Raw genomic sequence first — 12,975 nt, forward strand, 5'->3', positions numbered from 1 at the left:
ACTTTATATAGTGATTTTTTCCACTGTATGTTAGTTAAGCCAAAAGGACGTGTAGCAATGAAGGAACAAGCAGTTATACAAGTAGGACAAGAATTTCCCCTAACTATAAAAAGACTCGGCATTAACGGTGAAGGGGTCGGATTCTTTAAACGAAATGTCGTTTTTGTAAAAGGTGCGCTTCCAGGCGAGGTAATTACAGCACAAGTAACAGAAGCAAAAAACAAATATGCAGAAGCAAAGATTAAGAAAATCCGCCAAGCATCGAAAGACCGAGTAACCCCACCCTGTTTAATTTATGATGCATGCGGGGGCTGCCAACTGCAACATATGACGTACGAAAGACAGTTGATAGAAAAAAGGGATTTAGTCATTCAAGCACTGGAACGTTATGTGAAAGATTTAGCACCGCAAATTGAAGTAAAGCAAACGATTGGAATGGAAGATCCATGGAACTACCGCAATAAAAGTCAATTCCAAGTAAGAAAGCCTGGCAACAAAGTCATCGCTGGGCTGTACGCTGAAAGCTCCAACAAACTAATCGATATTAATAAATGCATCGTTCAGCATCCAGTAACAACACATATTACAAATGAAATTAAAGGTTTTTTACAAAAACTGAACATCCCTATTTACGATGAGAAAAATCCACAAGGAATTGTTCGGACAATTGTCGTTCGTACAGGGATGAAAACTGGGCAAATACAAGTAACACTTGTTACAACGAAAAAGAAAATGCCACATAAAGAAGAACTTGTACAGCTTATACGAGCAATCGATTCTAATATTGTGTCCATTAGCCAAAATATTAATGCAGAAAAAACATCTCTTGTTTTCGGGGAAACAACATTTAATCTGTTCGGAAAAGAAACGATCCATGAAAAACTTGGAGAACTCGCATTTGATTTGTCTGCCCGTGCCTTTTTCCAGTTGAACCCAGAACAGACCGAGCATTTATACAACGAAATTGAAAAAGCTGCTGAATTAACTGGGGAAGAAACAGTTGTGGACGCTTACTGTGGTGTTGGAACAATCGGACTATGGCTTGCAAAAAATGCAAAAGAAGTTCGAGGAATGGATATCATTGAAGAATCTATTCAGGATGCTAAAAAAAATGCTAAACGAAATGGCTTTAGCAATACAAAATATGTTCACGGTACAGCTAAACAATGGCTTGGAAAATGGAAAAACGAAGGCTTTGTTCCAGACGTACTGACAGTAGATCCACCACGAGCTGGCCTGGATGATGAATTACTAAAAACCATTTTAGATATTAAACCAAAACGTTTTATTTACACATCGTGTAACCCGTCTACACTGGCAAAAGATTTACAGCAGCTGACCAAAATTTATGATGTAAAATATATACAACCAGTTGATATGTTCCCACAAACTTCTCATGTGGAATGTGTAGTGAAATTAGAACTAAAAAAGTCTTAACAATATTTACAAAAAGAGTTCATTCATGAACTCTTTTTGTGTTTATATTCAAATACTTTCGATTATCCAAAAACCGTCTCCGTAAACCCACTTCGTTAATGAATGTCTTGAATGACTTTTTCTAGAAATTCACCCATTCGCTTAACGGCCGGCTCTGAAAAATCAAAACTAACCCCAGTTTCTTTATAAATAGCTGCGATGGATTGATTGTAATCAGCACTTGCACCTTTTTTAAAGGATTCGATAGCTTGCTCTGGATTCTTTTGATAATTCTCAAGTAATTGAAGTGCTCCCAGCATTGAGATAGAGTATTCAATATTATAGAAAGGATATTCTATATAGTGAAGAGTACCTGCCCAACTCATCCCAATTTCTTCCTCTAACCCAGTAGTATCTACAGGGCTCAAGCCATAACGTTTGGAGATTTCAAAGTATTTTTCATCTCGTTCTTTGGCCGTATGTTTAGGATTCGTATACATCCAATGTTGGAAGAGATCCCCTGCCAATGGACCGAATAACATGGTAAATGCCCGTCTCAACTCTTCACGCTGTGCGCTCTTAAATTCTTCTTCTTCCGGATAAAATTGATCCAGCTTATCCAATAAGAGCAATTCCATCCCATGAGAATACAGTTCAGCAATTTCCGCTCGTCCTTGGTATTCTTCAAGAGGACCGTGCTCTGAAAACTCCAGGTATCCATTCACCGCATGGCCCATTTCATGAATTAAAGCAATAAGAGAGAAAAAGGATGGACTAAAGTTTGCAAATACAAATGTATCCCCCGATACAGGCAAGGAAGTACAGAAACCACCCGGGCTTTTTCCTTTTCGATCTCCAAGATCGAGTAACCCATGCTCTCGCATGTAATCAAAACGATCTGCAAAATATGGGTCCGTCTTCGCTAACATCTCAGAAACGCCGTCCATAAGAGTAGATACCTCAGAGTATGGTGGTTTTTTCAAGAGTTTAGCTGTGTTATCCCAAGGACGATAAGTATCCACACCTAGCTTGGACTTAAAAACCTCTGCCAGTCGATTCCAAGCTGGGATAATATGCTTTTCTACATTTTCATGAAAGTCATAACAATCCTGGATGCTATACTCTCGATTTTTGACCACGAACATATAATCACGATAATTTTCAAAACCTGCATTTAAAGCAATTTGATGGCGCAGTTGAACGAGCTCATCCATAATGGCATCCATTTCGGACTTAATTTGTCGATAGGCTGACCCTATTAAGTTATAAGCCTTTTCTCGCACGGCTCTGTCTAGATGATCGAGTTGAGATTGGATAAACGGAAAAGGCTTTTCTTCCCCCTCCCATTCAATTGTTTGTCCACCCATAATTTCACTATACTTGGTACAGAGCTCTTGTTCCTTTATAGTTAAAGGAATATTTTCTTCTCTGAACAGTTTAACTTTGGACTCGCGAACGCGACGCATTAAGCCATAACGGATTTCATCTAATTGATTTACATAAGGAGACGCACAAAATTTTTCATTCAGTTTTGCTTCATATTTCATTAAAAGTGGTTGGATTACTTGCTGGTCATGAAGATAAGTTGACTTGATGTCCGTATCCTCTGTGTTTCGGTAGAAGTCGACTTGATGACCTGTCATCGCCTCTGTAATTTTAATCGTTATATCCTGTTCATCTTTTAACCAATTTTCTAGATCAGCAATAGATTGAATCGGCACCTCAAGTAAACTTCTAAGTTGAGCTTCGAACTCTTCTACATCTTTTAAATCAATTAATTCTTTATAATAATTCAGACCTATATTTTGTGTCATGGATAACTCTCCTTCCCCTTTGAGTTTTTTAAATTATCCTAATAATTATAATATAGTTTTCTAGTTACCAAATCTAGCTTATTCAAAAGGAGCAACAATTATTTCTGTAAAGGAAGATAATAAAATCTGCTTTTAGCATACCTATGTTGAATGATTTTAAGTATATTACTCATCCTAATAACAAAGGAGATGAGAATAATGATGCTAAAAACATTGATGGCTGTTGGGATTTTTATTGCAGGCAATACCGCACTAATATATATTCCAACTGTTATTCCTGCCCTACAAACAACTCCGTCTTATGCCAAGTGGGGACAGCTTGCTATAAAAGAAACACAATCCAAATATCCTAGTGCGAGTATTGTTGACTACTTGCATGAAGGAAGCGAATCTAAACACGATTCAACCATTGAAAAGTTCAAGCTTTGGTTAAAAGATGGTGACCACGAATTCGGTGTCTTTGTACGAATCGAGTATAGTACCATTACGGAGAAAGTGGTCAATATTGAACTACAGGAAACCTCTAGGTAACCACCTACATCTAAATAAATAAGATATATAAACAGGTTAACCGAGAAATCTGGTTAGCCTTTTTTGTTCTTCTAACCAGTTTTTACATAACCAATTCTTTATATGCATATGATAAATTGGAGTTATTTTATTTATGTAATATTGGAGGTTACTTGATAAATGACAAATAGTGGAAGCATTAATCAAAATAATCAAGATTCCAATAAAGCAATTAGCGCAGCTGAGCTTGCTGTCCTTGGTGCACTCTTCACTACATTTGGTGATGTATTAGCTACTATCGCCGCAGTGCTCGCATTAGAGGAAGAACGAAAAGATGATGGGGACAATAACGATTTACAGAAACAGATTGACGACTTGACCAATGAAGTAAAAAAACTAAAAAAACATATAAATAATGATAAACCAAGACGTTTTTAGAAATGAACATTTCCGCTCATCTTGTGGAACTATAATTCACAGCGTTCTTATATTAGTGCTTCAAGTTGAAAGAGAAATCTGATTAGACTTATATCTTTTTTGGCTTTATTAATAGAGGCATAGTATGTTATTATATTTCCATAATCACAAAATATTCAAAAATATCTTCTAGAACGGTGGATTAAAATGGCAAGCGAACCCAATACAAAAGTTACAGTGGAAACAATAGTACTTGCACCAGTAGAGAAGGTTTGGGATTATTGGACAAAGCCAGAGCATATAACAAAATGGAATAGTGCTTCTGATGATTGGCATACACCATCTGCTGAAAATGACTTGCAAGTTGGCGGTAAGTTCTCTTCCCGAATGGAAGCGAAAGACGGAAGCTTTGGATTTGATTTTGGCGGTGTGTATGATGAAGTTAAATCAAACGAGCTCATCGCTTATACATTAGGCGATGGAAGACAAGTGGAAATATCTTTTATCAATCAAGATAACAACACGAAAATCACAGAAGTATTTGATGCAGAATCAGAAAATCCAATCGAAATGCAGCAACAAGGTTGGCAAGCAATTTTAAATAATTTTAAAAAGTATGCAGAACAACAATAAAACAAGGGCAATCAGGACTTTCAGCGTCCTGATTGCCCTTGTTTATATTTTTCCATATAGCTTGGCATATAAATATATCCATTAATTTAAAACGAATATTAGTTTTTTTATATAAAAATGGGTAAAGAATAAGGAGAAAGCATTTTGAGGAGGAGATTTTTTGAAGGCAGTAACATACCAGGGTGCTAAAGATGTTGAGGTTAAAGAAGTACCAGATGCAAAGCTAGAAAAAAAAGATGATATAGTCGTTAAAATTACTTCAACGGCCATTTGTGGGTCTGATCTTCATATTTATAGAGGTGCCATTCCTACTCATAAAGACTACGTCATTGGTCATGAACCGATGGGTATCGTCGAAGAAGTTGGACCAGATGTAACAAAAGTGAAAAAAGGAGATCGTGTCGTTATCCCATTTAACGTATCTTGTGGGGAGTGTTTTTATTGTCAAAACGATTTGGAGAGTCAGTGTGACAATTCAAATGACAATCCTGCAGTGGATTCGGGAGGATATCTTGGATTTACAGAGCGATACGGCAATTATCCAGGTGGACAAGCCGAATATTTAAGAGTCCCGTATGGAAACTTCATGCCTTTTGTCATTCCTGAATCTTGTGAATTAGAAGATGAGTCGTTACTGTTTATATCAGACGTTCTCCCGACTGCCTATTGGAGTATTGAAAACTCTGGCATGAAATCAGGCGATACTGTTGCGGTACTTGGGTCAGGTCCTATCGGATTAATGGTCCAAAAATTTGCATGGATGAAAGGTGCCAAGCGAGTTATTGCGGTAGATCATCTTCCTTATCGTCTTAATCATGCGGTAAAAATGAATAATGTAGAAGCGTATAATTTTGATGAGTTCGATGATATGGGAAGTCATATTAAGGAAATCACAAACGGTGGTGTTGATGTAGTCATCGATTGTGTAGGGATGGACGGAAAAATGAATATCATGGAAAAGGTTGAGCAAAAACTGAAGCTTCAAGGAGGGACATTGAGTGCCATTGATATTGGCTTAAACGCAGTTCGTAAGTTTGGAACGATCCAATTAACGGGTGTTTACGGTTCATTGTACAATATGTTCCCTCTCGGAAATATCTTTGAACGCAATGTGACACTCAAAATGGGACAAGCACCTGTTATCCACTACATGCCTATGCTATTTGACATGATTAATAAAGGTGAGTTCGATCCAAGGGAAATTATTACACATAGCGTTCCTTTAAGTAAAGCTAGTGATGCCTATCGAATTTTCCATGACCATGAGGAAGAAAGTATTAAGTTCATCTTAAAACCGTAAGTAAAATAACTAGGAAAGCGTTGAATAACAGATGTTCATTTAAATCTGGTATTCAACGTTTTTTTATAGATTGTTTATTACTTTTGGAGAAGTACTAAATAAGCCAATCATTAGTGTTAAACCAGCAATAATTGCTGGAATCCCATTGAAGCTCAATTGTAGCATCGGATATAGAAATGGTACTGAATAATTGTTAGGATCGGATGTAGTATTTTCAATGATGGAGATAACCATAGGATAATAACATGCGAAAAATAAAAATGGTAACGTCACACAAACAAGTAACGGCCAATTCCATTTAACTGACCATTCTTTGATAAAAAGGATAGAAAGATATATTCCTAATAAAAAATTAGCAATAAATTGAAACCAAATAATAGGAAGCATATGAAATGTAGTTGCCACATGATTTTTCACCTTTAACTCTAGGTTGTAACTAATCATCAATAAAACAATTAACCCAACTGTCCATAATAATTTCCAAGCATATGGAGTCCAATTTTTACGCACAATATCTCCTCCTTTCCATATAATTTCCTTACAAATATCATATACATATTCAAATTTATTTGCATCCTTATTTATTCAATTTTTCAGAATACAACAAAAAAACACTACAAATTTTTCTCTCCTTTTAAGAGGCTCAAATCCGTAGTGCTTTATTCATTAGCATTCTAAGTTGTTTCCTGTAGACTTCGATTCTTTTGTGGATTAGCAAAAAAGATAATACTCGCTAGCGTTCCGAGGAGAACCGCAACTAATATTAAAAAGCTAACTCCTTCAAAAACTTGGATAAACAGACCACCTAAAAATGGGCCAGAAAGACTTCCAATACTAAAAGAAATTCCACACATCAAATTACCAGTTGGGAGCAGTGCCTTTGGCGTTAAATCCGCCATATAAGAAATGCCAAGTGAAAATGTGGATCCAACAAACATACCCGCTATGAAAAAGAGTGTACCTATTATCAAAGAGGAGTTTTCGAAAAAGCTGGCTATTCCAAAAGTCAATGATCCTAGACCTATCATAATCATCAATACTTTTCGTCTCCCTATTTTGTCGCTTAATACACCAAGCGGTAATTGCGAGACAACCCCTCCTATTGAAAAGGCTGCCAATATGTACGATAAACTAGTTACTTCTATAGAATTACGTAGTGCATAAACCGGGTAAATGGCATTAAGCGATGATTCTAAAAAACCATAGCTAAATGGCGGTATAAATGCCACCCAAGCAACTGCTAAGGCTGCACCAAAACGTTTCCACGTCCCTCCTTCATGAGCAGAAGCACCTTTAATAATCTCTGGTTTTTCATTTTTCACAAAGAAAATAAGTACCCATGCACCTAAACAAAGAATGCTAGAAATAATGAACGGCAGTCCTTCGAAAATTTCTACTAGTTGGACAAACAAAGGGCCAACAGCAAATCCCACTCCAAAAGAAAGACCATAAATAGCAATATTTCGCCCTAAACGATGCTGAGGAGAAAAACTTGTAATCCAAGTTTGTGTAGAAAAATGAAGGGCATTATCGCCAATCCCTATAAATAATCGCAAGACAAACCAAAAAGCGACACTTTTCCATAAAGGAAAAAGTAATAAGGAAACAATAACGATTAAACCACCAGCGATAATAATCGGCTTATAACCAAATTTACGAAGAGGCGGTTCAATAAATGGAGATATCAATAATGTACCAACATAAAGACCGGTTGCACTTAGCCCATTTATCATCGGACTTACTCCGTCCTGCTCAAATATAACAGATATAAGTGGCAATAACATTCCTTGTGAAAATCCTGAAATAGATACAATTGCTACAAGTATCCAAAACCTTCTTCTTTCAATTGCTGTAAACTGTTGCATACATTACCTCATTAATATATTTAAATTATTCTATTCAGTAGTGTATCAGACAACAGCCTTACTTCCTATAAAGAATTTATCAAAACTTCCTTTATTCTTTCCATTATTACATAAATTCAGTTTTACAAATCAACAACAAAAGGCTCAGTCCATATCCGCATAAGATTGACTGAGCCTTTTAAATATAACTAATATCCTCTTGAGTAATCATAACTGCATTTTCAGCGTATTTGCCGGTGAAATGTCTGAATCCCCTCCTTCTTATTGAATGAATGGTTTCTCGACTATTCACTACGCCCTCCCTTCTATGTATGGGTTGTAAATATTATAACACGAAGATTAAATAATGTAAATATTCTAAATTAATAAATTACAAAATTAACACCTTCGTCCTATCTTTTCTTTTCAATTTGTTTTATTCTTATCATATAAAGTGAAACTTCAACCAGAAAGGTGTTTTTCTGTGGGTAAACAAATTTCAAATCCGGAACAACAAGTATCTTATTTAAAAGATCGACTACAAATGTTTTTAGAAGTATTAGACACAATTGAGCCTGAATCAACTGAACTAGAAGATATCGACCGTCTAATTCAAATGATGGATGATTTAGAGTTGAAAATGGAACAGTTTAAAAATACAAAATTTGAATAAGTTAAAAGAAGCTTGGAAAGTACCATTTCTAAGCTTCTTTTTTATGGAATGGAAAGAAAATGCTCGCATTCGACGGATATATGATTGATTACTTGAACCTTTTGCTCGCTCTCCATTTCTTTGCTCGGTTACGCTCTTGGATTGCTCGCATTCGCCGGATATATGCTCGGTTACGTGATCCTTTTGCCCATTTACCATTCCTTGTACACACGTATGCTATTCATAATCGAATCCCAAGCGAACTGCCCTTTTTTTAATAGAAATATAATAGTATACTAAAAAGTGTTTGGAACTCATACATAAAAGGAGCGTTTACACCATGCAATTGGAGCAATTGGAAAAAAGTATTTATGATTTAATTACTGAAACATCTACAAATTTACCAAAAGACGTACGACGCGCTATAAAAAAAGCAAAAGCAGCAGAAAATGCTGGTACAAGAGCTGCAATGAGTTTAGATACTATTACAAATAATATCCAAATGGCAGACGACAATGTTTCCCCTATTTGCCAAGATACTGGTTTACCTACTTTTAAGATTAAAACACCGATTGGCGTAAACCAATTGGAAATAAAAACAGCGATTAAACGTGCGATTGTAAGCGCTACAAAGGATGCAAAGCTCCGTCCCAACTCCGTAGATTCCCTAACAGGAGCTAACAGTGGGGACAACCTTGGAGAAGGCGTCCCTGTTATTAAATTCGAACAATGGGAAAATGATTATATAGAAATGAAGCTCATCCTAAAAGGTGGTGGCTGTGAAAACAAAAATATTCAATATAGCTTACCAACTGAGTTAGAAGGTTTAGGCCGTGCTGGACGTGATTTAGATGGAATTCGTAAATGTATTTTGCATTCTGTTTACCAAGCACAAGGCCAAGGCTGTTCTGCCGGTTTTATAGGCGTAGGTATTGGTGGAGACCGTTCTTCGGGATATGATCTTGCAAAAGAACAATTATTCCGTCATGTAGAAGATACAAATCCAAATCCAGACCTTGCTAGTTTAGAAGCGTATATTGTGGAAAAGGCAAATACACTAGGAATCGGAACAATGGGATTCGGAGGTGAAGCCACTTTACTTGGCTGTAAAATTGGAGTTATGCACCGTATTCCGGCAAGTTTCTACGTATCTGTTGCGTATAACTGTTGGGCATACCGTCGTATGGCGATTAATATCCATCCAACTACTGGCGAAATTATCGAATGGCACTACCAAGACGGAGAAAAAATTGAGTTCAAAGAAGAAACAACAGAAGAGGCACCTAAAAAAGTAGTGGAACTTCAAGCTCCTATTACCGAGGAACAAATTCGTTCTCTCCAAGTTGGTGACGTTGTGTCTATTACTGGTCGTATGTATACTGGTCGCGATGCTATTCACCATCATTTAATGAGCCATGATGCACCTGTAGATCTAGACGGGCATATTATTTATCACTGCGGCCCTGTAATGCAAAAAGATGAAGAAGGTAAATGGCATGTTCGTGCAGCTGGTCCAACAACATCTATTCGAGAAGAGCCATACCAAGGTGATATTATGAAAAAATTCGGTATTCGCGCAGTAGTCGGTAAAGGTGGTATGGGACCAAAAACACTTGCCGCTTTAGCGGAACATGGTGGGGTTTACTTGAACGCGATTGGTGGAGCGGCTCAGTATTATGCTGACTGTATTAAAGAAGTTGAAGGCGTTGATTTAATGGAGTTTGGTATTCCAGAAGCAATGTGGCATTTGCGTGTTGAAAACTTCACTGCCGTTGTAACTATGGACTCTCATGGTAACAGCCTACATGCAGATGTAGATAAATCTTCTTTAGAAAAATTAGCGAACTATAAAGAGCCAGTTTATAATTAATCTAATCTATTGACGTTTCACCCTCCTTACATTATAATTATTATAAATTAGTAACGAATATAAAATGGATTTCTACTCAGAAATCCATTTTTGCTATTTTATACACTCAAATAAGAGTGAAACTCATTATCAAGGAGGGTATTAAATGTCCACTATTCATGAATTTATACAAAGAAAACCACTCACCCAAATAATAATCTCCCATGTAGAATTAGTAGCTGCCCTGTTTTCTGGAATACTTATTTTAATCGCCTGGTTGGTGGGAAACGAAACATCTTCTATCATTCTTTATATACTGGCATTTGTAATAGGCGGATTTGCGAAAGCAAAAGAAGGTATGGAAGCAACGATACGAGACAAAGAACTGAATGTCGAAATGCTCATGATTCTAGCTGCAATTGGTTCCTCTATTATTGGCTATTGGACAGAGGGAGCTATTTTAATATTCATCTTTGCAGTTAGTGGCGCGTTAGAAACTTATACAATGAATAAAAGCGATAAAGAAATTTCCTCCTTAATGGAGCTCCAACCAGAAGAAGCATGGAAGCTTAATAGTGACGGTACAACGACTCGCGTTTCTATTAATGAACTTACTTTAGGAGATCATTTAGTTGTAAAACCGGGAGAACGAATTCCAGCTGATGGAATCGTTATGCGTGGAGCAACATCCATTGATGAAGCAGCAATTAGTGGTGAATCGATCCCTGTATCCAAGCAAGTAAACGATGAATTATTCGCTGGTACAGTTAATATTAGTGGCGCAATTACAATGGAAATGACAAAAGCAAACGAAGATTCCCTTTTCCAAAAAATAATTCAATTAGTTCAATCTGCTCAAGACGAAAAATCACCTGCTCAGCAATTTATCGAAAGATTTGAAGGCACTTACGTTAAAGTAGTACTCATTGTAGTAGGTTTCATGCTATTTCTTCCACATTTTTTACTTGATTGGGATTGGAACACTACTTTCTACCGAGCTATGGTTTTATTAGTAGTTGCATCGCCTTGTGCACTAGTTGCTTCTATCATGCCAGCAACACTTTCGGCTATTTCAAATGGAGCTAAAAATGGGATTTTGTTTAAAGGTGGCGTTCACTTGGAAAACGTCAGTGAGATGAAAGCTATCGCACTCGATAAAACCGGTACTTTAACACAAGGTAAACCAATCGTAACTGATTTCTTTACTCGAGAAGATTTAGATTTTAAAACGACACTGACTACTTTAGCGACAATTGAAGCGCAGTCCAATCATCCCTTAGCGCAAGCTATTACAGCCTACGCAAAAATAAATGGGATTGACCAACTGCCCTCTCTTCCTATAGAAGATAAACCTGGATTTGGCTTACTAGCGAATATAAACGGTCAGATGATTACCGTCGGAAAACCTGACTTTGTCAACAAAGAAGATGCACTCGCATTCCATCAAGGCATAGCAGAAACATTAGCAGCAGAAGGAAAAACCGTGATCTTTATGCGCGACGAAAAAGGGATTGCAGCAGCGGTCGCATTAAAAGATACTGTACGAGAGGAAGCAAAAGAAGCGATAAAACTCCTCCACTCTTTAGGTATTAAAACAGTTATGCTTACAGGAGATAACGAAACTACAGCAAAAGCAATCGCTAAAGAGGCCGGTATCGATCAATATTATGCGGAATGTCTTCCAGAAACAAAGGTAGAAAAGATGAAAACTTTATTGAAAGAATACAAATTCGTAGGAATGGTCGGAGACGGTATAAATGATGCACCTGCTCTTGCGACTGCGACGACAGGATTTGCAATGGGTGAAGGAACAGATGTAGCACTTGAAACAGCGGATGTTGTACTAATGAAAAACGATTTATCAAAAATTGCTTATGCGGTGAAAATGTCACGTAAAATGCAACGAATCGTGAAACAAAATATTATATTTTCTCTTTCCGTTATAGCTGTGCTCATCATTTCCAACTTCCTACAAGCAGTAGATTTACCACTAGGTGTTATTGGTCACGAAGGAAGTACAATCTTAGTAATTTTAAATGGTTTAAGAATGTTGAATAGAAACTAAAAGCACGGTAAAGTTCCTGTCTCTGGTAGAAGACGATAAAGGGAATTACCGCTTATAATAGGGATACTGCGCGGTAAGGCTTTAATAGGTGTCCACCGTGATTTTCACTCCAGCCGGACGCTTTCCGTGGGGTGAGCGATGAGCCATCCCCGCCGCTTAGGCGTACGTTGGGATGTCTTCATTAGCCCAAGTGGAACAAAGGCTAAGAACGCCACATCGTGTGGCAATGCCTTTGAAACCAACATCCTGTTGGCCTCGCCGTCTGGAGCGAAAATCAATGTTAAATTCTTTTTTATTTATGAACGACTTGCTAAAAACTAAAACATCAACAGTTTTTTTTACTAACTAAATCCAATAAATGGATACGGGCAATCAAACAGCTGTCGAAAGCAACCAATTTTGATAGAATAAGTTTACTCGGATTGAGACACCGATAATTACCGCGCAGTTTCCTAAATATTACGAACACAATAAA

At 37.1% G+C, this 12,975-nt stretch carries 11 protein-coding genes; 8 read left to right on the forward strand and 3 right to left on the reverse strand.

Annotation, left to right across the window (positions count from 1 at the left end; all coding sequences use genetic code 11):
* The first annotated feature begins 57 nt into the window (after positions 1 to 57).
* Positions 58 to 1,437, forward strand: coding sequence for a 23S rRNA (uracil(1939)-C(5))-methyltransferase RlmD (gene rlmD / locus FG382_RS17570; protein WP_142540196.1), 1,380 nt, complete (start codon positions 58 to 60; stop codon positions 1,435 to 1,437).
* 95 nt (positions 1,438 to 1,532) lie between these two features.
* Here the strand turns inward: rlmD and FG382_RS17575 are convergent, their stop codons facing one another.
* Positions 1,533 to 3,230, reverse strand: a complete 1,698-nt coding sequence (locus tag FG382_RS17575; protein WP_142540197.1) for a M3 family oligoendopeptidase — start codon at positions 3,228 to 3,230, stop codon at positions 1,533 to 1,535.
* 201 nt (positions 3,231 to 3,431) lie between these two features.
* Between FG382_RS17575 and FG382_RS17580 the strand changes: the two genes are divergently transcribed.
* From FG382_RS17580 to FG382_RS17595, 4 genes are all read left to right on the forward strand, one after another.
* A complete protein-coding gene (locus FG382_RS17580; RefSeq protein ID WP_142540331.1) occupies positions 3,432 to 3,761 on the forward strand; it encodes a DUF3889 domain-containing protein in 330 nt (109 codons plus the stop codon).
* Positions 3,762 to 3,920: 159 nt separating this feature from the next.
* Entirely contained in the window at positions 3,921 to 4,178 is a 258-nt protein-coding gene (locus tag FG382_RS17585; protein ID WP_142540198.1) for a hypothetical protein, read from the forward strand.
* Positions 4,179 to 4,364: 186 nt separating this feature from the next.
* The gene (locus FG382_RS17590; protein ID WP_142540199.1) at positions 4,365 to 4,790 is read left to right on the forward strand and encodes an SRPBCC family protein; all 426 of its coding nucleotides are present in this window, start codon (positions 4,365 to 4,367) and stop codon (positions 4,788 to 4,790) included.
* Between the two features lie 160 nt (positions 4,791 to 4,950).
* A complete protein-coding gene (locus FG382_RS17595; protein WP_142540200.1) occupies positions 4,951 to 6,090 on the forward strand; it encodes a zinc-dependent alcohol dehydrogenase in 1,140 nt (379 codons plus the stop codon).
* A gap of 63 nt (positions 6,091 to 6,153) precedes the next feature.
* On the opposite strand, the gene FG382_RS17600 is transcribed toward FG382_RS17595, so the two are convergent.
* The gene (locus FG382_RS17600) at positions 6,154 to 6,600 is read right to left on the reverse strand and encodes a hypothetical protein (protein ID WP_142540201.1); all 447 of its coding nucleotides are present in this window, start codon (positions 6,598 to 6,600) and stop codon (positions 6,154 to 6,156) included.
* A gap of 164 nt (positions 6,601 to 6,764) precedes the next feature.
* Complete coding sequence (locus tag FG382_RS17605) at positions 6,765 to 7,955, reverse strand: MFS transporter (RefSeq protein ID WP_142540202.1); 1,191 nt, start codon at positions 7,953 to 7,955, stop codon at positions 6,765 to 6,767.
* 463 nt (positions 7,956 to 8,418) lie between these two features.
* Between FG382_RS17605 and FG382_RS17610 the strand changes: the two genes are divergently transcribed.
* From FG382_RS17610 to FG382_RS17620, 3 genes are all read left to right on the forward strand, one after another.
* Positions 8,419 to 8,607, forward strand: coding sequence for an SE1561 family protein (locus FG382_RS17610; RefSeq protein WP_142540203.1), 189 nt, complete (start codon positions 8,419 to 8,421; stop codon positions 8,605 to 8,607).
* A gap of 319 nt (positions 8,608 to 8,926) precedes the next feature.
* Positions 8,927 to 10,456, forward strand: a complete 1,530-nt coding sequence (locus tag FG382_RS17615; protein ID WP_142540204.1) for a fumarate hydratase — start codon at positions 8,927 to 8,929, stop codon at positions 10,454 to 10,456.
* 145 nt (positions 10,457 to 10,601) lie between these two features.
* Positions 10,602 to 12,500: a heavy metal translocating P-type ATPase gene (locus FG382_RS17620; RefSeq protein ID WP_142540205.1), complete on the forward strand. Its 1,899-nt coding sequence runs from the start codon at positions 10,602 to 10,604 to the stop codon at positions 12,498 to 12,500.
* Positions 12,501 to 12,975 lie beyond the last annotated feature (475 nt).

Source organism: Psychrobacillus lasiicapitis, assembly GCF_006861795.1.
In the GTDB taxonomy this organism is placed as follows: Bacteria; Bacillota; Bacilli; order Bacillales_A; family Planococcaceae; genus Psychrobacillus; species Psychrobacillus lasiicapitis.